This is a genomic window from Klebsiella sp. Sb-30 (assembly GCF_057652795.1).
In genome coordinates this window covers 1,336,306-1,361,519 of the sequence record NZ_CM172749.1, presented here as the reverse complement: position 1 = coordinate 1,361,519, position 25,214 = coordinate 1,336,306, and the positions used below count along the sequence as shown (strand labels likewise).

General features: G+C 57.8%; 17 protein-coding genes. 2 read left to right on the top strand and 15 right to left on the bottom strand.

Annotated elements, in window-relative coordinates:
• Positions 1-19: 19 nt before the first annotated feature.
• Positions 20-904: a LysR family transcriptional regulator gene (locus AC236I_RS06510; protein WP_048024168.1), complete on the bottom strand. Its 885-nt coding sequence runs from the start codon at positions 902-904 to the stop codon at positions 20-22.
• Between the two features lie 94 nt (positions 905-998).
• Here AC236I_RS06510 and AC236I_RS06505 point away from each other — a divergent pair, with 94 nt between their 5' ends.
• Complete coding sequence (locus AC236I_RS06505) at positions 999-1,991, top strand: nitrilase family protein (RefSeq protein ID WP_064356779.1); 993 nt, start codon at positions 999-1,001, stop codon at positions 1,989-1,991.
• Between the two features lie 64 nt (positions 1,992-2,055).
• Here the strand turns inward: AC236I_RS06505 and guaA are convergent, their stop codons facing one another.
• Both guaA and guaB read right to left on the bottom strand, forming a co-directional pair.
• Positions 2,056-3,633 (bottom strand): glutamine-hydrolyzing GMP synthase, encoded by a 1,578-nt coding sequence (gene guaA, locus AC236I_RS06500; RefSeq protein ID WP_004866242.1) that lies wholly within the window; start codon positions 3,631-3,633, stop codon positions 2,056-2,058.
• A 65-nt stretch (positions 3,634-3,698) separates the two neighbouring features.
• Positions 3,699-5,165, bottom strand: a complete 1,467-nt coding sequence (gene guaB, locus AC236I_RS06495) for an IMP dehydrogenase (RefSeq protein ID WP_004866245.1) — start codon at positions 5,163-5,165, stop codon at positions 3,699-3,701.
• 158 nt (positions 5,166-5,323) lie between these two features.
• On the opposite strand from guaB, the gene xseA reads away from it, so the two are divergent.
• Positions 5,324-6,694, top strand: a complete 1,371-nt coding sequence (xseA, locus tag AC236I_RS06490; RefSeq protein ID WP_004866247.1) for an exodeoxyribonuclease VII large subunit — start codon at positions 5,324-5,326, stop codon at positions 6,692-6,694.
• Between the two features lie 6 nt (positions 6,695-6,700).
• Here the strand turns inward: xseA and AC236I_RS06485 are convergent, their stop codons facing one another.
• The 12 genes from AC236I_RS06485 to AC236I_RS06430 form a co-directional block, all read right to left on the bottom strand.
• Positions 6,701-6,919, bottom strand: coding sequence for a zinc ribbon domain-containing protein (locus AC236I_RS06485; RefSeq protein ID WP_015583714.1), 219 nt, complete (start codon positions 6,917-6,919; stop codon positions 6,701-6,703).
• A 49-nt stretch (positions 6,920-6,968) separates the two neighbouring features.
• Positions 6,969-8,060 carry a Gfo/Idh/MocA family oxidoreductase gene (locus tag AC236I_RS06480; RefSeq protein ID WP_100663161.1) on the bottom strand — a complete coding sequence of 364 codons (1,092 nt, stop codon included), beginning with the start codon at positions 8,058-8,060 and terminating at the stop codon, positions 6,969-6,971.
• A gap of 137 nt (positions 8,061-8,197) precedes the next feature.
• Positions 8,198-9,676, bottom strand: a complete 1,479-nt coding sequence (der, locus tag AC236I_RS06475; protein WP_004866324.1) for a ribosome biogenesis GTPase Der — start codon at positions 9,674-9,676, stop codon at positions 8,198-8,200.
• Positions 9,677-9,868: 192 nt separating this feature from the next.
• The gene (gene bamB / locus AC236I_RS06470) at positions 9,869-11,047 is read right to left on the bottom strand and encodes an outer membrane protein assembly factor BamB (RefSeq protein ID WP_004866328.1); all 1,179 of its coding nucleotides are present in this window, start codon (positions 11,045-11,047) and stop codon (positions 9,869-9,871) included.
• Between the two features lie 10 nt (positions 11,048-11,057).
• Positions 11,058-11,678 (bottom strand): YfgM family protein, encoded by a 621-nt coding sequence (locus tag AC236I_RS06465; RefSeq protein ID WP_015583712.1) that lies wholly within the window; start codon positions 11,676-11,678, stop codon positions 11,058-11,060.
• Between the two features lie 34 nt (positions 11,679-11,712).
• Positions 11,713-12,987 carry a histidine--tRNA ligase gene (gene hisS / locus AC236I_RS06460; protein WP_004866334.1) on the bottom strand — a complete coding sequence of 425 codons (1,275 nt, stop codon included), beginning with the start codon at positions 12,985-12,987 and terminating at the stop codon, positions 11,713-11,715.
• Between the two features lie 91 nt (positions 12,988-13,078).
• Positions 13,079-14,200 carry a flavodoxin-dependent (E)-4-hydroxy-3-methylbut-2-enyl-diphosphate synthase gene (gene ispG, locus AC236I_RS06455; protein ID WP_004866336.1) on the bottom strand — a complete coding sequence of 374 codons (1,122 nt, stop codon included), beginning with the start codon at positions 14,198-14,200 and terminating at the stop codon, positions 13,079-13,081.
• Positions 14,201-14,226: 26 nt separating this feature from the next.
• Entirely contained in the window at positions 14,227-15,195 is a 969-nt protein-coding gene (gene rodZ / locus AC236I_RS06450) for a cytoskeleton protein RodZ (RefSeq protein WP_004866341.1), read from the bottom strand.
• Between the two features lie 272 nt (positions 15,196-15,467).
• A complete protein-coding gene (rlmN, locus tag AC236I_RS06445; protein WP_004866345.1) occupies positions 15,468-16,634 on the bottom strand; it encodes a dual-specificity RNA methyltransferase RlmN in 1,167 nt (388 codons plus the stop codon).
• Between the two features lie 333 nt (positions 16,635-16,967).
• Positions 16,968-17,399 (bottom strand): nucleoside-diphosphate kinase, encoded by a 432-nt coding sequence (gene ndk, locus AC236I_RS06440; RefSeq protein WP_004866348.1) that lies wholly within the window; start codon positions 17,397-17,399, stop codon positions 16,968-16,970.
• A gap of 161 nt (positions 17,400-17,560) precedes the next feature.
• Positions 17,561-19,885: a peptidoglycan glycosyltransferase PbpC gene (gene pbpC / locus AC236I_RS06435; protein ID WP_213894547.1), complete on the bottom strand. Its 2,325-nt coding sequence runs from the start codon at positions 19,883-19,885 to the stop codon at positions 17,561-17,563.
• Positions 19,886-24,835: an alpha-2-macroglobulin family protein gene (locus tag AC236I_RS06430; RefSeq protein WP_088883736.1), complete on the bottom strand. Its 4,950-nt coding sequence runs from the start codon at positions 24,833-24,835 to the stop codon at positions 19,886-19,888. It lies immediately after the preceding gene.
• Positions 24,836-25,214 lie beyond the last annotated feature (379 nt).

Below are 25,214 nucleotides of genomic sequence, written 5' to 3'. Positions count from 1 at the left end.
GGCGATATCTGCACGCCCCTTAGCGAGGAGGTATCTCCCCGTTTTTCCGACAGACCATTGCGATAAAACGATCGCGGACGGCGTCCGCCGCCTGAGGATTCCAGGCCAGGCCAACCTGCCATTGCGCGCCCTCCCCCGTCACGGTAACGAGCTTTATGCCTGCCGGCAGAAGATGACATGCGCCGGCAGGAAGCAGCGCAACACCATTTCCGGCGGCAACCAGCGCCAGCAGGGTGTGAATATCGTCAGCATCCGTCACGATGTCAGCGGACAGGCGGTTGATTTGCAGGAAATGCGCCGTTTGCTCTGCTAACCCCCGGCCGCGCCGTGGGTTAATTTGCAGCAGCGGGAACTGTCGGAGCACCGAGGCGATATCCGGGAGCGCCTCCGTTGCGCCAGCGGGCACGGCAAGCACCAGGCTCTCTTCCATCAGCGCCCGGGCCTCAAGCGCCTCCGGAACAGGCATCCGCACGAACCCGGCATGCAGCTGCCCCTCCAGTAACATTCGATACTGCTCGTGGGAAGCGATATCGTTGAGGGAGACCTCAATATCGGGAAACTGCTGGCGAAAGGCTTTAACTTGCGCCGGGGCCAGCTGGAAGGTTGAGATGCCGAACCCCAGCGCCAGCGTGCCGACGTTTCCGCGCCGGACCTGCTCCGTCCAGGCACAAAACTGGTCATGCTGCGCTACAAAATGGCAGGCCTGAGAATAGATAGCCTCCCCCGCCGCGGTCAGCTGTGCTCCCTGCCGCCCCCGCTGAAAAAGAGTCATGCCCGTCAGATGTTCCAGGGTCTGGATTTGTTTCGTCAGCGCCGGCTGGGTCAAACAAAGCCGCTCCGCCGCCGCATGGTAGCGTCGCAGCTGGGCCAGAGTGACGAACGCCCGTATTAATCTGATGTCCATTCCAGTCCCTTATCAAACGCGGAGAAAGCGTGATTATACATCCTGTGTCTCTGCTGGCGTAATGAGCTCAGTTTTTCGCAACGAGAAGAGACCTATGAACAACGAACTCCAGGTGGCTACGGTACAGTTCTGCCACCGCGCTAATGATAAGTCCTATAACCTGGGCATTATGGAACGCTTTATTCATCAGGCAGCCGGCGAAGGGACCCGCATTCTGGCCTTTCCCGAAATGTGCATTACCGGCTACTGGCACGTTATCGATCTCAGCGCCGAGGAGGTAAGCTCGCTGGCCGAGACCATTGACGACAGTCCTTCCCTGGCGAGAATTGCACGCCTGGCGCAAAGTTATGAGATGGCGATTGGCGTAGGGCTGATTGAAAGAGCGAGTGACGATCGCCTGTATAACACCTACGTCGTTTGTATGCCGGATGGCCAGAGGCATATCCACCGCAAGCTGCACGCCTTTGAACATCCGGCGATAGACCGGGGGAATCGCTTCACCGTCTTCGATACGCCGTGGGGAGTGAAAGTTGGCGTTCTGATCTGCTGGGACAATAACCTGACGGAAAATGCCCGGGCTACCGCGCTGCTGGGCGCGGATATTCTGCTGGCCCCCCATCAAACCGGCGGCACGAACTCCCGCAGCCCGTTCGGGATGAAGCCCGTTCCCGTTGCCCTTTGGCAGAACAGGTATCAGGATCCTGACGCGCTGAAAGCCGCATTTCAGGGCCGTAACGGTCGGGAATGGTTGCTCCGCTGGCTGCCCTCAAGAGCGCATGATAATGGGATGTTTATCTTATTCAGCAATGGCGTCGGGCTGGACAACGGGGAGGTGCGTACCGGAAATGCGATGATTATCGATCCCTATGGCCGCATTATTGCCGAGACCGATGCGTTTGAAGACACCCTGGTCTGCACCACGCTGGATTTAAACCTGCTGGCCATGTCCACAGGCCGACGCTGGATTCACGGCAGACGCCCCGAGCTCTATGCGATTCTGAGCCAGAATCAGGGTTATGAACGCGATGCCCGCAGCGCGCGTTTCTCAACGGAAGTGCCGCAGTTCAGCGATAACACTCAGCATTAATCCGGCGGTCAAAAAGAAAAGCCCCCTGATAAAACAGAGGGCTTCGTTTAACCACGTCGGGGAGTTATTCCCACTCGATGGTTGCCGGCGGCTTGCCGCTGATGTCATAGACGACGCGGGAAATGCCATTCACTTCGTTGATAATGCGGTTGGAAACGCGGCCAAGGAAGTCATATGGCAGGTGCGCCCAGTGGGCGGTCATAAAGTCGATGGTTTCGACCGCACGCAGGGAAACGACCCAGTCGTACTTACGGCCATCGCCCATTACGCCGACAGAGCGGACCGGCAGGAACACGGTGAACGCCTGGCTCACTTTGTTGTACAGGTCAGCTTTATGCAGCTCTTCGATGAAGATAGCATCCGCACGACGCAGCAGATCGCAGTACTCTTTCTTCACTTCGCCCAGTACGCGAACGCCGAGACCCGGCCCCGGGAACGGATGACGGTACAGCATGTCGTACGGCAGGCCCAGCTCCAGACCAATCTTACGCACTTCGTCTTTGAACAGCTCACGCAGCGGTTCAACCAGCCCCATTTTCATCTCTTTCGGCAGGCCGCCCACGTTGTGGTGAGATTTGATGACGTGTGCTTTACCGGTTGCAGACGCTGCGGATTCGATGACATCCGGGTAGATGGTTCCCTGCGCCAGCCATTTAACATCTTCCAGCTTCAGCGCTTCTTCGTCGAACACTTCGACGAACACGCGGCCGATGATTTTACGTTTGGCTTCCGGATCGTTCTCGCCTTTCAGCGCGTCCAGGAAGCGCTTCTCGCCTTCCACGTGAACGATGTTCAGACCGAAGTGATCACCGAACATGTCCATAACCTGCTGGGCTTCGTTCAGACGCAGCAGACCATTGTCCACGAAGACGCAGGTCAGGTTTTTACCGATAGCGCGGTGCAGCAGCATGGCGGTCACGGAGGAGTCCACGCCGCCGGAGAGGCCGAGGATCACTTTGTCATCGCCAACCTGCTGGCGGATACGCTCAACGGCATCGTCGATGATTTTTGCCGGCGTCCACAGGGCTTCACACTGGCAGATGTCACGCACGAAGCGCTCCAGCATACGCATACCCTGACGGGTGTGGGTCACTTCCGGATGGAACTGCACGCCATAGAAGCGTTTTTCTTCGTTCGCCATGATGGCAAACGGGCAGCTTTCAGTGCTGGCAACGGTTACGAAGTCAGACGGGATCGCGGTGACTTTGTCGCCGTGGCTCATCCAGACGTCGAGCAGCGGTTTACCTTCAGCGGTCAGGGAGTCTTCGATACCGCGCACCAGCGCGCTATCGGTAACAACTTCAACCTGCGCATAGCCGAACTCGCGCTCATTAGAGCCTTCTACGTGGCCGCCCAGCTGCATTGCCATGGTCTGCATACCGTAGCAAACGCCAAACACCGGTACACCGGCTTCGAAAACATACTGCGGCGCGCGCGGGCTGTTATGTTCAGTGGTGCTTTCCGGGCCACCGGAAAGAATGATGCCGCTAGGATTGAACTCACGAATCTGAGCTTCCGTTACGTCCCAGGCCCACAGCTCGCAATACACCCCTAATTCACGTACGCGACGCGCAACCAACTGGGTGTACTGAGAACCGAAGTCCAGGATTAGAATGCGATGTTTATGAATGTTATCCGTCATTGACGTTTATTCCAGAGCAGTAGCGATTAAATAAAATCGCCCGGCGCATGACCGGGCGATGAAAATCAGGAGCCCATGCGGTAGTTCGGGGATTCCTTGGTGATCGTCACGTCGTGAACGTGACTTTCCTGGATGCCAGCACCGCTGATACGCACGAATTCCGCTTTAGTACGCAGGGTGTCGATGGTACCACAACCGGTCAGCCCCATACAGGAGCGCAGGCCACCCATCTGCTGGTGAATGATCTCTTTCAGGCGACCTTTATAAGCAACGCGGCCTTCGATACCTTCCGGCACCAGTTTGTCCGCGGCGTTGTCGCTCTGGAAGTAACGGTCAGAGGAGCCTTTGGACATCGCACCCAGAGAACCCATACCGCGATAAGATTTGTAAGAACGCCCCTGGTAGAGCTCGATTTCACCCGGGGACTCTTCGGTGCCCGCCAGCATGGAGCCGACCATCACGGCAGCAGCGCCAGCAGCGATTGCTTTGGCGATATCGCCGGAGAAACGGATACCGCCATCGGCGATAACCGGAATGCCGGTACCTTCCAGCGCTTCTACCGCGTCTGAGACGGCGGTAATCTGCGGGACACCAACGCCGGTGACGATACGGGTAGTACAGATAGAACCAGGGCCGATACCTACTTTCACCGCGCTCACGCCCGCTTCAGCCAGGGCACGCGCGCCGGCGCCGGTAGCCACGTTACCGCCGATGATTTGCAGGTCAGGATATTTAGCACGGGTTTCACGAATGCGCTGCAGAACGCCTTCAGAATGGCCGTGGGAGGAGTCGATCAGCAGAACATCAACGCCTGCAGCAACCAACGCATCTACGCGCTCTTCGTTGCCCGCGCCTGCGCCAACCGCTGCACCGACGCGCAGACGACCATGCTCATCTTTACACGCATTCGGCTTACGTTCCGCTTTCTGGAAATCTTTAACGGTAATCATGCCGCGCAGATGGAAGCCAGCATCAACAACCAGCGCTTTTTCAACGCGTTTTTCGTGCATTTTGGCAAACACGACTTCGCGGCTTTCGCCTTCACGCACGGTAACCAGACGCTCTTTCGGCGTCATGTAAACGCTGACGGGCTGGTTCAGGTCGGTCACGAAGCGAACGTCGCGACCGGTGATGATACCGACCAGTTCGTTGTCTTCGGTCACTACCGGATAACCGGCAAAGCCGTTACGCTCGGTCAGCACTTTTACTTCACGCAGGGTGGTTGTAGGCAGTACGGTCTGCGGATCGGAAACCACGCCGGACTCATGTTTCTTCACGCGGCGAACTTCTTCCGCCTGACGCTCGATAGACATGTTTTTGTGAATAAAGCCGATGCCGCCTTCCTGTGCCAGGGCAATTGCCAGGCGCGCTTCTGTTACGGTATCCATGGCTGCGGAGAGCATAGGAATATTCAGACGAATGGTTTTCGTCAGCTGGGTGCTGAGATCGGCAGTATTCGGCAGAACGGTAGAATGAGCGGGAACGAGGAGGACGTCGTCAAACGTCAGAGCTTCTTTAGCGATACGTAGCATGGGCAATATCTCGACCAGGGTGGATAAATATTGCCGTGGCATTATACAGAGCGTAACCGATTGCATCTACCCTTTTTTGAAAATAATACTTGCGATCGTCCATCAGCAGGTTACTATCGACTGAATAACCTGCTGATTTAAAATTTGATCTTGCTCACATGTTACCATCTCAATCCCCTGCAATTTTCACGGTCAGCCGCCTAAACCAGACGGTTCGCCTGCTGCTGGAACAGGAAATGGGTCAGGTCTGGATCAGCGGCGAGATCTCCAACTTCAGCCAGCCCTCTTCCGGCCACTGGTACTTCACCTTAAAAGACGATAACGCCCAGGTGCGCTGCGCGATGTTCCGCAACAGCAACCGACGGGTCACTTTTCGCCCGCAGCACGGACAGCAGGTACTGGTGCGTGCCAATATCACCCTGTATGAGCCGCGCGGCGACTATCAGATTATCGTTGAGAGTATGCAGCCTGCCGGCGAAGGGCTGTTACAGCAAAAGTATGAACAGCTAAAAGCGCTGCTGGCGGCGGAAGGTCTTTTCGATCAGCAGTATAAGCAAGCCCTCCCCTCCCCTGCGCGCTGCGTGGGCGTCATCACCTCGAAAAGCGGCGCGGCGCTACACGACATTCTGCACGTGCTGAAAAGACGCGATCCGTCGCTGCCGGTCGTTATCTACCCCACGTCGGTTCAGGGCGACGATGCGCCAGGGCAAATCGTTCGCGCCATAGAATTAGCCAACCTTCGCGAAGAGTGCGATGTGCTGATCGTTGGCCGCGGCGGCGGTTCTCTGGAAGATTTATGGAGCTTCAACGATGAGCGGGTAGCGCGGGCGATTTTTGCCAGCCGCATCCCGGTCGTCAGCGCCGTCGGCCATGAAACCGACGTCACCATCGCCGATTTTGTCTCCGACCTGCGGGCGCCAACCCCTTCAGCGGCCGCAGAGATTGTCAGCCGCAATCAGCAGGAGCTGCTGCGCCAGCTGCAATCCGGACAGCAGCGTCTGGAAATGGCGATGGACTATTTTATCGCCAACCGTCACCGTCGTTTTACCCAGCTGTTCCATCGTCTTCAGCAACAGCATCCGCAGCTACGATTAGTGCGCCAGCAAACGGCGCTGGAAAGGCTACGGGAGCGAATGCGCCTTGCGCTTGAGACGCAGATGAAACGCGCCGATCAGCGTCAACAACGCGTCATTCAGCGTCTGAACATGCAAAACCCGCAGCCGCGCATCCACCGTCATCAGTCGCGCATTCAGCAACTCGAATACCGCCTCGCCGAGAGCATCCGTTCGCGTTTAAGCGAGCGCCGCGAGCGCTTCGGCAACGCGGTGACCCATCTGGAGGCGGTGAGTCCGCTGGCAACGCTGGCCCGCGGCTATAGCGTCACCTCAGCCAGCGACGGCAAAGTGCTGAAGCAAACCAAACAGGTGAAGGCAGGCGATATGCTGACCACTCGTTTAAATGACGGCTGGGTCGCAAGCGAAGTCAAAACGATTACGCCCGTGAAGAAAACCCGGGCGAAGAAAAAGTAACAACGGTTATTCTACCGCCGCCCACTCCACGCGTTTTTTCGAAATCAGCCCGTGCCCGTTCTGGCAAAAATAATCCACTGCGCCACACGCTTTTAAAACCTCCAGCGGTTTGTGGCAATCCGGGCAGCGGGCTTGCAGGGCAAACGCTTTCGCACAGTGCTGACAGTGCGCATTCTGATCCTCTACTGCCAACGGCGCGCGACAGATGGGGCATGCAAGTTCCATGATGATTCCTTACCGAATGTTCGTCCGCCCAGTTTACCACGGCGGTGGTTCAGTGTGGCCCACGCAATTGCTGCTGTAGCTCAAGCAAGAGCGCCACTTCGTTGATCCGTCGCTGCGTTAACCGGGACACTTCCTCAGGAGCGCGAACAAACAGGCTCTCTGTTCCCAGAATATGCTCGCCCAGGCAATGCTCATAGATAGCGCCCGGACGCCGCCAGCGCTCAATACGATCGCCAGCAATCAGCTCCACCACTTCGCAATTATCGCGCCGGTCCTGATTGATAATGCGCCCATCGCGTAGCCAGATGCGCAGCCCTTTTTGTCCTCCCGCCGGTCCGGCATATTTGTTCAGCCAGATATTGAGCGGGATGCCGCTGAGTTGCCCCTGCAGATGGGCCTTGCCTTCCGCGGTTTGCGTATCTCCCCGGGCAATGGCATGACCCAGGCGATCGCTGACCTGCCGGACTTCAAGGTGCATCTCATCCGTCCCACCACAGTAGCGGATTGTTTCGCGCAGCATCGCCAGCACATGCGTACCAATATCAAGAATCACGCCGTCAGGATGACGCAGCTGGCGCGTATCCGGCTCACCGGTGGCAAAATTGAGCGCCACGGGCTCGCCCTGGTCGTTAAATCCGCTGGGCTCCTGCAAAAATCCGTCAATACGGGCGATATCCTGGATTGATGACAGCAGAGGCCGACGGGGCTGCGCCGCATCTTCCCCCTGCCAGCGCTCGTCCAGCTCACCCAATGCCAGCTTCAGCGCACCGTCCCGCGCCATCCAGTGATCGAGCGCCAGTACCCGCCGCGCATGCTGCGGCTCGTTGAGCAGCTCACGCAGACGGGTCATTTGTTCAAGAGTCGCAACAACCGGTTTTTCCACCACAATGCGCGGACAGGCTGATGCCAGCGCCGCCTCCAGCACCGGAAGATGCTGCAACGACGCGGTGGTGATAAATAGCAGATCTAACGGCTTTCCGAGCACTGCCGCTAGTGACGCACAGCGGGTTATTCCCGGTAATCTTCTGCCAGGATTCGCATCGAAACCCCAGCATTCGTTCATGAGGATCCCCAAATGCCTCAGCGCGGGAAGATAAGCGGTTTCGACCACCGCGCCCAGCCCAACAAATCCAGTCTGCATAGTGACCTGCCAGTAAGTCGGTGGAAATAATATGGGTATTATACACATCGAACGGGCGGCGAACGTGGATTCACCAATGTCGCGAGTTGTTACGAGATAAAAAAAACCCGCCAGCGGCGGGTTTCTCTATTACTGGATTACTTGCTTTTCTTGATGTGTTTAATCAAGCGTTTACGCTTACGCATCTGGTTCGGCGTCAGGGTATTGCGTTTGTTGGCAAACGGGTTTTCCCCTTCTTTGAACTGGATACGAATTGGCGTACCCATTACGTCCAGCGACTTGCGGAAGTAGTTCATCAGGTAACGCTTATAGGAGTCCGGCAGATCTTTTACCTGATTACCGTGGATGACCACAATCGGCGGGTTATAACCGCCGGCATGGGCATATTTCAGTTTCACGCGACGACCACGCACCAGCGGCGGCTGATGATCTTCTGCCGCCATGGTCATGATACGGGTCAGCATCGCCGTCCCGACGCGACGGGTCGCGCTGTCATACGCTTCGCGTACGGATTCGAACAGGTTACCTACGCCGCTGCCGTGCAGTGCGGAGATAAAGTGGATACGTGCAAAGTCAATGAAGCCCAGACGGAAGTCCAGCGTCTCTTTAACCTGCTCTCTCACTTCCTGGCTCAGGCCATCCCACTTGTTGACCACAATCACCAGCGAACGGCCGCTGTTGAGGATAAAACCGAGCAGAGAAAGATCCTGGTCGGAAATCCCTTCACGCGCATCGATAACCAGCATCACCACGTTGGCATCTTCAATGGCCTGCAGCGTTTTGATGACCGAGAATTTTTCGACCACGTCGGTAATTTTACCGCGCTTACGCACGCCCGCGGTGTCGATGAGCACGTATTCACGTTCATCGCGCTGCATCGGAATGTAGATACTGTCGCGCGTGGTTCCCGGCATGTCGTAGACCACCACGCGGTCTTCGCCCAGGATACGGTTGGTCAGCGTGGATTTACCCACGTTCGGACGACCCACAATCGCCAGCTTAATCGGCAGATCTTGCGGGTTGAAGTCGTCTTCCGGCTCTTCCGCTTCTTCACCGTTCTGTTCCGCTTCAAACTGCGCCCAGTACGCCGCATCTTCATCGACCTCTTCCGACGGGTCGATCTCTTCGGCCCACGGCAACAGGACGTGCTCCAGCAGGCTGGTCACGCCGCGACCGTGAGACGCAGCGATCGGATGGATATCCCCGAGACCCAGCGACCAGAAGTCGGCAATGGCCTGATCGGCATCAATGCCGTCGGTTTTGTTCGCCACCAGGAAAGTCGGCTTTTCACGCGAGCGAAGATGTTTGGCGATCGCGGTATCAGCAGGCATCAGGCCCGCACGCGCATCGACCATAAACAGCACGACGTCCGCCTCTTCAATCGCCAACAGCGACTGTTCAGCCATACGGGTTTCAACGCCATCTTCTGTGCCATCGATACCGCCGGTATCGATACAGATAAATTCACGACCTTCAACTTCAGCACGACCGTACTTACGGTCACGAGTCAGCCCCGGGAAATCCGCGACCAACGCATCACGAGTGCGCGTCAAACGGTTGAAAAGCGTGGATTTTCCAACATTAGGGCGCCCGACAAGCGCGACCACAGGTATCATGTTAAATGCCTCTTACAAATTGCTATGCAACATCGATTTAACGACGTTTTTAAAAAAGTCAAAACGGCCCCTGTCTGCCAGGAGCCGTTTCTCAATTCGCACTATACCCGTTGTCTCTCAGTGAACGTCGCCGCCGGCTGCGTTGCCGGCCGCCGCGAAGAAACTCAAGAGCCGCGGGGTAAGCCGCCACGACTAACGCGTAATAGAATACAGCGTGCCGTCGGTTGCCTGGATCAGCAGTCGACCATCGGCTACCACCGCGTCGGTACGGAAGCCGGAGCTATCCACTTTCTGCTGAGCCACAAAGTGACCATCTTCCGGGTTCACCCAGTGCATATAGCCTTCGCTATCACCGACCACCAGGTTGCCATTATACAACACCGGCGCGGTCAGCAGGCGATGCAATAGATCGCTTTGCGTCCACAGCGTCACGCCACCTTCGGTGGAGAGCGCCAGGATGCGGTCATTCTGATCGACCAGGTAGATACGGTTGCCGTCAACGATAAAGTCGTTCACGGAACCCAGCTCACGCTTCCACATGATCTGGCCGCTGCGCAGATCCAGCGCGGTCAGGTTGCCATTATACGCCAGCGTGTATACCACACCGTTGACGATAACCGGGGTCGTATCGACGTCATTCAGACGATCGATTTCCGTCGGTCCGGTCGCCTGGGAGATACGCTGCTGCCAGATAATCTGCCCTTGCTGCATCAGCACGGCGCTAACGCGACCGTTATCGCCGCCAACGATGGCTGCGCCATAGGCGGTCGCCGGAGCAGATTCACCGCGCAGAGAGAGCGCCGGCATATCCAGGTTAACGGTCCACTTCACCGCCCCATCCGCTTCATTCAGCGCCTGCAGCTGACCGTTACTGGTGTGAACCAGAACCATGCCGTCGCTGACGACCGGGCGAGAAATCGCTTCACCCGCAACGCGAGCCTGCCACGCCACCGTACCATCGCTGGTATTCAGGGCGAACAGCTGCGCTTTTTCGCTGCCGATATAGACATGACCACCGGAAACGGTGATACCGCCAGAGAGCAGCGCAGGCGTGCGAGAGAACCAGCCGTCTTTTTCAGCCAGGTTCACCGACCACACCTCTTTCCCGTCGTCAGCGTTCAGCGCTTTGACGGTGCCCTTACGATCGGCCGCATAGACTACGCCGTCGGCAAAAGCCGGGTGCAGGTTAGAATAGAAATCGCCGATACCATCGCCAACAGAGGTGCTCCAGGACGTGGACGGCGTAAACTGATTTTCCACCGTCGGCAGCGGTGACATTTTCACCACATCTTCTTCGCTGTTAAACAACGAACAACCGCTTAATAAGGTAACGGAAAGCAGCCCTGGCAAAAGTAATTTACGCAATTGCATCGAGTCCCTCTCAGATGGACAGATTATTTATTTTCATACGCATCATTTCGCTGAGCGCAGGTGAAGCATCGCTTTTCACGCCAGCTTCCCAGGCCGCGCGAGCGCCTTGCTTATCGCCTTTGTTAAGCAGAATCTCACCACGGAGATCGGCAACAATAGCGACCCAGCCTTCACCTTTAATACCATCAAGGGTTTTCAGCGCTTCATCAGGTTTCTTCAGCTGCAGCTGCACACGCGCAAGACGCATATTGATAACCGACTTCAGGTTATCATCCGGCGCGGCGGCCAGGCCCTGCTGAAGCTGCTTTTCGGCATTTTGCAGATCGTTCTTATCGACAAAACGCTGGGCCAGCTCCAGAGAAGCAAACGCGCCATAGCTGTTTTTGCTATCGGCAGCAAACTTTTCCGCCGAACCGATCGCTTCCGGCTTGTCTGATTTGAGCGCGGAAATGGCGTTTTCATAGGCTAAAGAGGATTCTCTCGCCGTATCCTGCTGATGAGAACTCCAGTAGCGCCAGCCAACCAACGCGCCAATCCCTAAAATCACACCAACGGCCAGCGCTTTGCCATTTTCGGCAAAGAAACGCTTGAGCGCATCGACCTGATCGTTTTCGTTGTTATACGTTTCCACGCAGTCCTTCTCCTGACTAATGATTCCCGGGAGATTAACCCAGAAGTGCGCGCAAATGCGCAGCAACGCTATCCTGCGTTACGGTAGTTTGCTCACCTGAGCGTAAATCCTTCACTACCACGTTTCCGTCAGCAATTTCTGATTCACCGACCACCAGAGCAACGCGAGCGCCCCATTTATCCGCGCGGGCAAACTGTTTCTTAAAGTTGCCGCCGCCGTGGTTGGTCATCAGCTTAGCGCCGGGCAGCTCATCGCGAACCCGCTCAGCCAGACGCATCGCTGCAGACTGGGTATCGGTTCCGGAAGCCACCAGGTATATATCGACAACAGGATCGGCTTTAAATTCCGGATTTACTGCCTGAACCAGTAAAACAAGACGTTCCAGCCCCATAGCGAAGCCTACGGCCGGCGTTGCGCGCCCGCCCAGCTGCTCTACCAGACCATCATAACGACCGCCGGCACAGACCGTTCCCTGGGAACCGAGGCTGGTGGTGACCCACTCAAACACGGTACGGTTATAATAATCCAGGCCGCGCACCAGGCGCTGATTGACGGTATAGCGAATCCCAGCATCGTCCAGCAGGGCACACAGGCCCGCGAAATGCGCTCTGGAGTCTTCGTCCAGGTAGTCGCCCAGCGCAGGCGCATCGTTGAGCAGCGCCTGTACTTCCGGATTTTTGGAATCGAGGACGCGCAGCGGGTTGGTATACATGCGGCGTTTGCAGTCTTCGTCGAGCTTATCTTTAAACTGCTCAAGATAGGCGACCAGCGCATCGCGATAGGTTGCACGCGCTTCCAGCGAACCGATGGAGTTCAGCTCCAGCGCAACGTGGTCAGCGATGCCCAGCTCACGCCACCAGCGAGCGGTCAGCATGATCAGCTCAGCATCGATATCCGGACCCTGCAGGCCAAAGACTTCAACGCCCATCTGGTGGAACTGGCGATAGCGCCCTTTCTGCGGACGTTCGTGGCGGAACATCGGTCCGACGTACCACAGACGCTGTTCTTGATTGTACAGGAGACCATGTTCGATGCCGGCACGTACGCAGCCCGCCGTCCCTTCCGGACGCAGCGTCAGGCTATCGCCATTGCGGTCCTCAAAGGTGTACATCTCTTTTTCAACCACGTCGGTCACTTCGCCGATCGCGCGTTTGAATAACGGGGTCTGCTCTACAATCGGCAAACGGATTTCGCTGTAACCGTAGCTGCCGAGCACCTGTTTCAGTGAGCCTTCAATGCGCTGCCAGAGAGCGGTCTCGCCCGGCAGATAATCGTTCATGCCACGGATGGCTTGAATGTTCTTTGCCACGTTTATTCTCTTTATTTATATACAAAAATGAACCCCGACGCCGCGCGTCTGCGGGTTCAATCATACACGGGAAGTGATACACCGCCCCGGATTATTTCTCTTCAACCTGCTGAACATTGATGCGACGCGCTTCATCAAGCATTGAGGCTTTCGCACGAATCCGTGCTTCCAGCTGATCGATCATATCGTCGTTGTCCAGCCTGTCTTTACGCACGCCATCTTCATAGAGGCCGCTTTTTTTATTGCCGCCGGTCACGCCAAGCGTTGAAACCAGCGCTTCGCCCGGACCGTTCACCACGCAACCGATAATCGAAATATCCATCGGCGTAATAATGTCTTCCAGACGTTGCTCCAGCGCGTTAACGGTGCCGATAACGTCGAACTCCTGACGCGAACAGGTCGGGCAAGCGATGAAGTTGATCCCGCGGGCGCGGATGCGCAGGGATTTCAGAATGTCGAAACCGACCTTGATCTCTTCAACCGGATCCGCCGCCAGGGAAACCCGCAGGGTATCGCCGATCCCTTCAGACAGCAGCAGCCCCAGGCCGATCGCCGACTTCACCGCGCCGCTGCGGGCGCCGCCGGCTTCAGTGATCCCAAGGTGCAGCGGCTGATCGATCTGCTTCGCCAGCAGACGATAAGATTCCACCGCCAGGAAGACATCGGAAGCCTTCACGCTGACCTTAAAGCGATCGAAGTTGAGACGATCGAGATGATCGACATGACGCATGGCTGATTCCAGCAGCGCCTGCGGCGTTGGTTCGCCGTACTTTTCCTGCAGATCTTTTTCCAGAGAACCGGCGTTGACGCCGATACGGATAGGAATATTTTTATCGCGGGCGCAATCAACCACCATGCGGATACGTTCTTCGTTTCCGATGTTGCCCGGGTTGATACGCAGGCAGTCCACACCGTACTCCGCCACTTTCAGGGCAATACGGTAGTCAAAGTGGATATCGGCGACCAGCGGGACGTTGACCTGCTGCTTGATGAGCCTGAACGCTTCCGCTGCATCCATCGTCGGAACGGAGACGCGGACGATATCCGCGCCAACGCGCTCTAAGGCTTTGATTTGGTTTACCGTCGCAGCCACATCGGTGGTGCGAGTATTGGTCATCGACTGTACGGCGATGGGAGCACCATCGCCAATCGGCACATTCCCAACGTAAATACGTTTTGATTTTCTACGTTGAATCGGAGCCTGGTTATGCATGAAAAATCTCCCGCGTTACCCGTCTGTTACTGCGCCGGTGATGTTTCGGCATTAAGGGTCAGACGCGCAACCTGGTTAGTTCTGATAAAACGACTCAAATCGACGGGTTTACCCAGATACTGAATCTGTACCGCTGCCGGCGCGCCAATTTTCAGTTTATAAGGCGCCTGACCGCTCAGGTTCAGATTACCGCCCTTACGTTGCAAACCGCTGAACAGTTTTTTACCGGTTGCATCGCTCACTTCCAGCCAGCAGTCGGCAGAGAAGTTCAGGACCAAATCCTGGGCCGCAGCGGCGGTAGCGGCGGCATTAGCCGGGGCGGTTGGCAGTGGAGAGGTCGGCGCCGCGGCAGCCGGTGCGCTATCCACATTGGCCTGAGACGGCGCCACAACGGCGTTATTATCAACCGGTGCCTGGGTAGAGGCCGTCGGCGCAGGGGTGGTATCAACCGGCGCGCTGTTGGCAGTGCTGTCCGCTGCCGTGCTGCCGGCACCGGTATCCAGCGGAATACTCTGGCTGCTGTCGCCCGCATTCAGTTCAGCGGTTGACTGGTCGGCCATTGAGGTAATTTCTTCCTGCTGGGCCTTATGGTCTTGCCACCACCAGGCGCCGCTGAGGCCAATGACCACAAACAGCACCAGCCAGGTGAAGCTCATCAGCCAGCCATCACGCTTTTTACGGCGTTTTCCCAGGGAGAAGCTCTGCATCGGCGCAACTTTCGCGGCACGAATCGGGGCCTGTTTTGCCATCATTGGCAGCAGTTCATCTTCCGGAATGTGCACAAGGCGCGCATAGGAGCGGATGTAGCCGCGCAGGAACGTAGAGGCCAGGTCGGCCGGCGCCTTGTCGTCTTCAATATCACGAACCGTGGAAACTTTCAGGCATAAGCGCTCCGCCACCGCTTGCTGGCTGAGTCCGAGTTGTTCACGGGCATGACGTAGACGCGTGCCCGTCGTATTTGCTTCTTGATGGTCTTGAGTGGCTTCAGTGTTCATTCGACAACTACTGGTACGTGAATTTAAAGTTCAGCGCCGGTTAACCCCGCGCCGCGAAACATCTGCTAAACGTCACACGAAGAGTATAAGTCCGTATGACCCACTATCACAGATACTTATCAATATTGAATGCTAAGCGGTTGTAGTGCCGCTACATACTGCCTCAAAGTCGACAAAAACGCACCGTAATTATTGCCCGAATCAGCGTATTTCGCCTGGCGATTAGGCATAAATCCGCAGCGCATGCTTCATGCCGTGCGCTGCGTCATTTATCAGACCGTCTTCACATCGATAGCTTCGCCCTGCATGCGTTTACGCAGCGTACGCTTGGTCCGGTCGATAACATCGCCGGCCAGCTGTCCACAGGCGGCATCAATGTCATCGCCGCGCGTTTTACGCACGATAGTGGTAAAGCCATATTCCATCAGCACCTTGGAGAAACGGTCGATACGGCTGTTTGAACTACGGCCGTACGGCGCCCCCGGGAACGGGTTCCAGGGAATCAGGTTGATCTTGCACGGCGTATCTTTCAACAGCGCCGCCAGTTCATGGGCATGCTCGGTACCATCGTTGACGTGATCCAGCATGACGTACTCAATGGTGACGCGACCCTGGTTAGCGTTGGATTTCGAAATATAGCCGCGAACCGAGTTCAGGAAGGTCTCAATATTATATTTCTTGTTGATCGGCACGATCTCATCACGAATCGTATCGTTGGGGGCGTGCAGGGAGATCGCCAGCGCCACGTCGATCATATCGCCGAGCTTATCCAGCGCCGGGACCACGCCAGAAGTAGAAAGCGTCACGCGACGTTTCGACAGGCCAAAACCGAAATCGTCCAGCATGATTTCCATCGCCGGAACGACGTTAGTCAGGTTCAGCAGCGGCTCGCCCATCCCCATCATCACCACGTTGGTGATCGGGCGTTGGCCGGTAATTTTGGCCGCACCGACGATTTTCGCCGCGCGCCATACCTGGCCGATAATTTCTGAAACCCGCAGATTGCGGTTAAAACCCTGCTGCGCGGTCGAGCAGAATTTACACTCTAAAGCGCACCCAACCTGCGACGAAACGCACAGCGTCGCACGATCGTCTTCCGGAATATAGACCGTTTCCACGCGCTGATCGCCGACGGCAATCGCCCATTTAATGGTACCGTCGCTGGAGCGCTGCTCCTCAACGACTTCCGGCGCGCGAATCTCCGCGACTTCCTTCAGCTTGTTGCGCAGCACCTTGTTGATATCGGTCATATCATCAAAGTTGTCGCTGCAGTAGTGATACATCCATTTCATCACCTGATCGGCGCGGAAGGGTTTTTCACCCATGTTTTTGAAAAACTCGCGCATCTGCTGACGGTTCAGGTCCAGCAGGTTGATTTTGGCATCTTTGTTCGGCACCGTCAGAGCGGCGGTATCAGGTGTGACAATATGTTCAGACATAATCTATTCCGGCCTCGTTGTTACACGTTATGGCCCCAGGAGGGTTGAAAAAAGAAACGCCCCTATGAACGAGTGCTCGTCCAGGGGCGCTGCATTGTACAAATTCTGCTGCATCAATACCACGTTTGCACGCGGCAATGATGAAAAAATCTGTTGCTGCGTACTTCATCCTCTATGGCTTTTCGATTGGCGAAAAGACGAGGACCAGGATCGCCAAAGTATTTCAGCTCACGGCGAGACGGCACGTTCGCAAATCCCCGGGAACAGAGATAACTATGTGACCCGGGTGCGCGAATGAAGCCAACAAAGCAGTGGCCTGAAAGACACAGGAGATTAGCGAGTGCGCGGGCAAACCTCGCCTTCGGCGAAGAAGAACGCAATTTCGCGAGCGGCAGATTCAACGGAGTCGGAACCGTGGGTGCCGTTCTCGGTGAAGCTGTCGGCGTAGTCTGCGCGCAGGGTGCCTGCCAGCGCGTTGTCCGGGTTGGTTGCGCCCAGCAGGTCACGGTGACGCTGAACGGCGTTTTCGCCTTCCAGAACGGAGACCACGATCGGGCCGGAAGTCATGAACTCAACCAGACCGTCAAAGAACGGGCGACCTTCGTGCTCAGCGTAGAAACCGCGAGCCTGTTCAACGGTCAGGTGCAGCATTTTGGTGCCGACGATTTTGAACCCTGCAGCTTCAAAGCGAGAAAAGATGCTGCCAATAACGTTTTTTGCCACCGCGTTTGGTTTGATGATGGAAAAAGTACGTTCAATAGCCATGATTACCTCTAATAAAATGTTCTGTTGTTGCGCATACGATCGTATGGCCTGGCGCGCATTATAATGAGCAACACCGGCGCTGCCTATGGATGAAGGTAACATTTTGTTAAAATAAGACGAGTTTTAGCAACACATAAAACAGGGGAATTGGGCATCTGCCGCTATTGCAGAGTAAAATTCGCCGTCGCCACCTGGCCACTCTCGTCCATGACGACCAGTTGATAACGGTCGGGTCGCTCCAGCGGCAGCGTGACGCTGGCGCCAGCGGCAGTCTGGGATTCGCCATTAAGAAACCACCAGCGCCGCCCTTCGCCACCGGTTGTCTGCAACGCCAGCATGACCCGCGCCGTTCCCGGTAAACGTTTAATCACCGCCCCCTCGCGCACGCCTGACAGCACCAACGGCGCCACATCCGTCGCCTGCGGCGGCGGGCAGTCCGGTGAAACCGCGCCCAGGCGGGCTGCCCGCCGCTCCGCAGGGGGCAGCCAGGACTCCAGCGGCAGCGGCCAGACATCGACGACTTTCCGCACCGCGCCGGGGCAATCCGCCGCCACCCGCCGTCCCTGCTCATCTAACCAGATGGGGAAGCGAATACCGCGCCCCTCTTCCTGGCCCGGCAACAGCAGCGTCGGCGGCTGGCTGTCTTCCAGCAGCCATGTCGCCAGTCGACGTCGACAGTTGCTATCGCCTGATGCCAGGCTCTGCCCGCCGGGCCAGCAGATCGTTGCCGCGCTGACCGTCTGCGGACGCGGATCGGTGGGCAGACCGCCGCGTCCCATGGCCGGTCTCGCCAGCAGCATATTATTGACCTGGTTCAGCAGAGGCACCGCGCTGGCAAAACCAAACTGCCCCACCACCGGGGTGCCGTCCGGCCGTCCGGTCCAGATACCGATCAGGTAGCGGGCATTGACGCCAATGGCCCAGGCATCGCGGTAGCCGTAGCTGGTCCCGGTTTTCCACGCCAGCGGAACCACCTGCACCAACGAAGCGTCCGGCACCGGCTGGGCCTCGCCAGCCAAAATTCGCCGGACTATCCAGGCCGCCCCCGGCGACAACAGCGGTCTTTCCACCAGCGGGTCATCCGGCGTCATCCGCAATCGCGCGACCTTGCCATGGCGGGCGAAGGCGCTATATCCGGCCACAATATCTTCCAGTTTTGCTCCCGTCCCGCCGAGGATCAGCGACAGGTTGGGTTCCGCGCCGGCCGGTAATATCAGCGGCAAACCGGCATTGCGTAAGTTGGCGGCGAAGCGCTTCGGCCCATAGGCTTCAAGCACCTGAACCGCCGGAAGATTCAGCGAGCGCACCAGCGCTTCGCTGGCGCTGACCGGCCCATGGAAACCGCTATCAAAATTTCCGGGCCGGTAATCACTAAAGCGGCGCGGCACATCCTGTAATAAAGATGCCGGATGAATAAGCCCGTCATCCAACGCCATACCGTAGACAAACGGTTTTAAGACTGAACCCGGCGAACGAATCGCCGAGACCATATCGATATGCCCGAAGCGACTATCGTCGGAAATATCTGCCGACCCGACCCAGCCCCGCACTTTCATACTGGTATGGTCGACCACCACCATCGCCAGCGAACTGCGCGGCGGCAGGCGCGATTTCCAGTTGAGCGCCAGATCTTCCAGCTGACGCTGGAGCCCGGCATCCAGCGTCGTCACCACTTTCTCCCGGCGGCTGCTCGCCAGTGCCCGCCGGGAAAAAAGCGGCGCCAGCTGCGGCATCTGTCGTGGAAACAGCCATACCGGTTCTTCAATCGCCTCCTGTACCGCCTTATCGGGCCAGACCCCCTGACTGCGCATCCGCGTCAGTACTTTATCCCGCGCGGCCTGAGCCCGCTGCGGCCAGCGGTCCGGACGTAGGCGGCTCGGCGCCTGCGGCAGCACGGCCAGCAGGGCCGCTTCACCATAGCTGAGCTGCGCGGGGGGTTTACCGAGATAGGCCCAGCTGGCAGCGCCAATTCCCTGCAGCGTCCCGCCAAAGGGGGCACGGTTAAGATACAGCGTCAGGATCTCGCTTTTTGATAAATGCCACTCCAGCTGCAGCGCGCGCCAGAGCTGGCGCAGCTTGCCGCCGAAGGTTCGGGGATGGGGATCGAGCAGCCTCGCGACCTGCATAGTCAACGTGCTGCCACCGGAGACGACTCGCCCGGCGGTCAGGTCTTGCCAGGCCGCGCGAATAACCGCAAACGGGTTCACCCCCGGATGCCGCCAGAACCAGCGATCTTCATACTGGATCAGCGCCTGCAGATAGCGCGGCGACACATCATCGAGAGCGACCGGATAGCGCCAGACTCCCTGCTTATCCGCAAAACGCCACAGCGGCGTGCCATCTTCCGCTACCACCACCCGGGCCGGCGCCACCTCATGCAGCGGCAACGGCCACAGACGATCGGCCGCCAGCACCGCCAGCCATAGCATAATGATCAACGCCGCCAGCCAGCGCCAGCGGCGTTTTATCTGTCGCAGCCGCCGCATTTACGGGGTAACAGTCAGCGGGCCGCTGGCCGCGCCGGTCGCCCGCCACTGCGGAATATACATCGACTCTACCTGCGGCTGCGGAACCTGATATGTTCCCGGCGTGACCGCGCGCGCCAGATACACCAGCGTCACCGGCTGCCCTTCGTTAATTGCCACGGCGGCGACAAAGCGATCGTCACGAAACTCGATATGCTGAATATCCGCCTGCTGCATCTGGTTAAGCAGGTTCTGCACCGCGTCGCCGTTCTCCTGCAGGCTGGCGCTGCTGTTCGCCAGGTTCTGGTTTTCCAGCTCCAGTCCCGCCGGCAGCAGGTCCACCACCAGCGCATCCGGAACATTGCGTTTGGCGGTTACCTCCAGCTTCACCAGCACCAGCTCGCCGCTACGCAGCGAGGTCAGCGACTTCTGCTGACCGCGGGTATCAAAGATTTGACGCTCAATGCCCAGTACGTTCCCCGTGGCCTGCGGCGCAGCGAGCGGGTATCCGCTGCTATCAAGGCGCAACCAGAGCGGACGATCGCCGGTGTTGCTGACCTGCAGGGTCGCCAGCTGTTCAGCGCTCAGATTGCGGGTCTGCGCTTTATCCGCCGCCAGCGGCTGCGCCTGCAATGAGGTTTGCGCCTGCCAGCTGCCGGGTAAGCCCTGTAATGTCCGGCCGGCCAGGAACAGCGCATTGGTCTCCTGGGTTGAAAGCCAGCGCTGACCGTAGGCCTCTTCCGCAAGGGTGCTCAGTAAGGTGTTCTGCGCATCCGGCAGCAGTTGATTCTCCTCCAGCAGGGCCAGCTTCAGCGCATCATCGCGCAGGGCGCTGCCATAATCGCCCAGCCAGCGGTCCGTATCCTGACGCGGCGTACTCATCGCCAGCGTCAACGCCTGCTCAGCACGCGGCGCATCGCCCATCGCTTTAAGGGCGATCCCCAGCTGCAGCAGAGGCAGGCCAGAACGCGCCTGCTCATGACGACTCCAGATTTCGCGGAGGGCACCAAGGGGGGCTTTTTGCTGACGGGCCAGCACCAGGGCGGCATAGGCCTGAGCGGCGAAACGGCTGGCCGCCGCGTCATCGCTGTAGCGAACGGTTATCAGTCCCGGCTCCTGCAGATAGCGCAGCAGACGCTGGTTACCGTTATTCATCGCCTGAGTCGGTACGCTATAGCCCTGCTCGCCTGCTCTCACAAGGAAATCCATGGCATAGGCGGTCAGCCAGTACTCTTCCGGCCCCTCTTTGTCCCACAGCGCAAATCCGCCATCGTCACGCTGCATATGCAGCAGTCGGGAAATACCGATCTCTACCGCCGCACGGCGCTTTTCATCACTGTCGCCGGCGATGCCCAATGCTTTGAGCTGCGCGGCGTTGGTGTAAAGCGACGGGAACAGACCGCTGGCGGTCTGTTCCAGGCAGCCATAGGGATAGGCTTTCAGGTCGCGAATATAGCGGGCGAGATTCAACGGCGGCTTACCGCTGAACACCAGCTGTCCCTGCAGCGTCGCCGGTGAGAACCCCTGGGTTTGCCCGACTGGCGCCTGCCAGCGTTCCCCCGGTTGCAGCACCACGCCACTATTCACGGTTTGCGCCGGGAAGGCCGGACGTACGCCAATTTTCCACTGTTTCTGCATCGGAGGGAAGGTCTCACCCGGCAGAGCCACGCCGGTAATCGTGGCATTCACCTGACCATCGCCAAAACCATCGCGGGCGCTCACCGGGACAAACAGCGTACTGCGCGCGCCGGGCGCCAGCTGTAGCGGAGGAATGGCCGCGCCATCGAGCTGCAGCAAACCGCTGGCGCTCAGCGCGACGTTCAGCGTTTGCGGCCTGTCGGTGAGGTTACGCAGATCCAGCGCCAGCCGGGTTGCGTCGCCGTTGGCGAGGAAGCGCGGCGTATTCAGCTCGGCAATCAGCGGCGCGGCCACCACCACTTTCTCGTCGCTGCTGCCAAAATCATCGGCGGTCCACGCCTGCGCCATCACCCGCAGCTCGCCGTTGAAATCGCCAATCGGCAGCGTCACCGCGCCTTCGCCACGCTCGTCCAGGATCACCGGCTGCGCCTGCTGGGCAATAATCGTGACGTGGTTAACCGGCGGTTTACCGCCGCGTTTGAGTTCATCGCCGTCACCGCCGAAGCGCAGGCTGGCGAGACGCCCCTGCCCTTCAATCACCTGACCGTAGATATCATAAATATCCGCGCCGTAACGCTTCTGACCAAAGAAAGCCTTCCACGGATCCGGAGTGGCGTAATCGGTGATATTCAGCACGCCGCTGTCCACGGCGGAGAGCAGCACATTGACCTGTTTTGGCACCTCCCCCTGCGCCACGCTGGCTTTGATTTTCACCGTCAGCGGCTGATTCGGGCGTATTTTTTCTGGTGCATCCAGCGCAAGCGTCAGGCGGCGGTTTTCATCGCCCAGCGGCAGGTGCAGCAGACCCACCGCCCGTTTTGGCGTCGCCGAGCGGGATTTATCCCCGGGGCGAATCACCAGGGTGCTGAGGTAGAGATCGTGACGGTTCCAGGTTTTATCGACCGGAATCGACAGCGCCATACCCTCCGCCGGGACGTCAATTTCCTGCCACCACAGCGGCCCTTCGCTGGATTCAACCATCGCATAACCTTTTCCCGCCGCAGGCGCGGCGATATGCAGTTTGATAGTGTCCCCCGGTTTATAGGCCGCTTTGTCCAGCTTCATGGTGACCCGATCCGGACGCGCGGCTCCTGTGCCATCGCTGTTATCCTGCCAGCTGTAGCCCGCCCAGAAGCGCACGCTGCTGATCACGTCATCAGGCCCCTTCACTTCCAGGCGGTAGGATCCCCACTCCACCGGGAAACTCACTTTCGCCGTTTGCCCGGCCTGCAGATCCAGAGACTGTTCGCCTTCCTGCAGATCTTTTTGATCAAACTGCGACTGCCAGCCTTCGCCGTCAGACCAGTTCCAGTAGTAGTCGCGGCGCTCGCGAATCAGCCGTACCTGTAGCCCGGAGACCGCTTTTTTCTCGCCTTTGGCATCGGCGTAGACAATCTCAAACGCCGCGGTGCTGTTTTCTTCTACCACCGGCTGTTTCACCGTACTGTCGGTGCGATAGTCGTAGACCTCTTTGAGGGCAAATTCAGGGCGGATCCCCGGCAGCGTATCGGCCGGCCAGATCGGCTGCTGTACGGTACGGGTAACCGGTCGGCCGCCTGACTCCAGCAGGCTGGCCTGTAAAACCACCTGCAGCGGCGAATGGCTATCCTGCCACTGGCTGGCGGTAGTCACGTCGGCATGGCCTTTTTCATCCAGCGTCGTCTGGACTTCATCCAGGCTGCGGGAGAGGTTTTCTTCGGCAATATCACCAAACTGGAAGCCCGGCAGCGCTGCAACCGCATCGCGCAGCGGACGCAGGAACAGTTTTCCCTGGAGCTGATTGCCGCTGGCCGGGGCGCCATACAGATAGGCGCCGGCAACGTTAAAGTGCACATCGGCATCCATGGCCAGCGGGGTATTTTGCGGCGTCAGATTCAGCGCCATACGCTCAGGCATAAAATCTTCGACGTGGAAATCCCACTCGCGCGGCTGATTGTCGCCGGTGCTGGCGCGGATATGCCACATACCGGTCGCCGCCCCGCTATCAAGCGGCCAGGTAAACTGATACAGACCATTGACCGGTTTGCTGACCAGCGAGCGGATCACCTGACCGTCCGGCTGAACCACGTCGAACTTCACCGGCTGCTCGGCCAGCGGTTTGCCGTCGCCGTCACGGAGCAGCGCGTTGAGGATGACCGTCTCTCCCGGGCGATAAAGATCGCGCGGACCAAACATAAAGAACTGCTTGCTGAATCCCGGGGCGCCGGCAATCGAGAACTCGGCCAGATCCAGTGCGGGAAGTTTGAGATCCAGCAGGGTGGTCTGCCCGTCTTTTCGCGCCAGCAACAGCGCCGCTTCTTTATCATCGGTTTGCAGGGTCACGTGCCCCTGGGCGTCGCTTTTCGCCTGGGCGAGAGTTTGCCCTTTCGCATTCAGCAGCTGCACATCGATACCCGATTGCGCCGCACCGTCTTCGAGACTCTGGGTAAAGACATCCAGCCGGTTACGATAACGGTGCGCCGATACGCCGATATCGCTCAACGTAAACAGCGTCGCAGCGTTGCTATAGCTGTAGCGTCCCGCCGGATTCATCACCGCTACGTAAACGCCCGGCTGCTGCAACGGCTTAATATCCGCCAGCGGCAGCAGCAGTTTCTCCCGCGTGTTGCGCGCCGGATTGAGATCGAAACGCCCGGTATAGACCAGATCGGCCATTTTCAACAGCTCGTCAGACTCCCAGTTACTCAATGAGTTACGATATTCCCACTGACTGACAAAAGCGGACAGCGACTCCGGCTTGATACGGAAAAAGTTGACGTCGACGTTATCGACGTTCAGCGCCATAACCGGCAGCCCGGCAACCACTTTGCCCGGCAGCAGCGAGCCGCGGCTGGCAAAACCGACGCTCGGAGCAATATCGCGGGTGGTAATGGTTTTTTCAAAATGGTTATCAAAGGTCGCCGCGTTCAGCGCACTCAGCGTCGGGTCAACGGAGACAATCAGTTCGCGTTTCGGCTCAAGATGACGTAGCCGCAGCGCTTTCAGGTCAGGAGAGAGCTCCCAGGCACCATCCACCTTGCCGCTTTTTTTATCGACAAGATGTACGCTGCGTGAGAAATCCTGATCGGGATTAAGCGGCACAGAGAAGGTGAGCACCATCGCCGCCGCGCCGTCCAGCTGGATTTCCGAGGCATCGAGCAGCGTCAGCGCTTTACCTTTGCTTTTTTCCGCCAGCGCCGCCAGCTGCGCGCTATCCGGTTTTGCAGTGCCCGTTTGCCCAGCGGAAGAGCCGGCTGGCGCGACGGCCTGCGGTTTACCGCTGTCATCGCATCCGCTGAGAGAGAGTGCCGTCAACAGTGCCAGCGACAGCGCCGCTAAACGAAATGGTTTCATCCTTTAACCCCTTGGCCTGAACAGCCAGATGCCTGTAGTGAACACATTATTATGCGCTAACGGCGGAATTACCAATTGCTTATGGTATCGGCATTGCACAGGCGGTCTGATGTTCCGATAATACGCTTTCGGCAATATGCTTTATCTGGTACCCGATGAGAATAATAACAACAGTGTATTTGAGTCCGCGGAGGACTAAAAATTGCCGACCCGCACGATAAATATAAAATATGTGACCACGCGCATTTAAAAAAAGCAGAAACGGACAATGTGGCAATTTAATTACCGCCTGAGAGTATAATTTTCCTCCTTGATTAATTCCGAAATTAAATGCACTACCGCTTTATAAATTGACAATACGCCCGTTTTCTCTTATCTG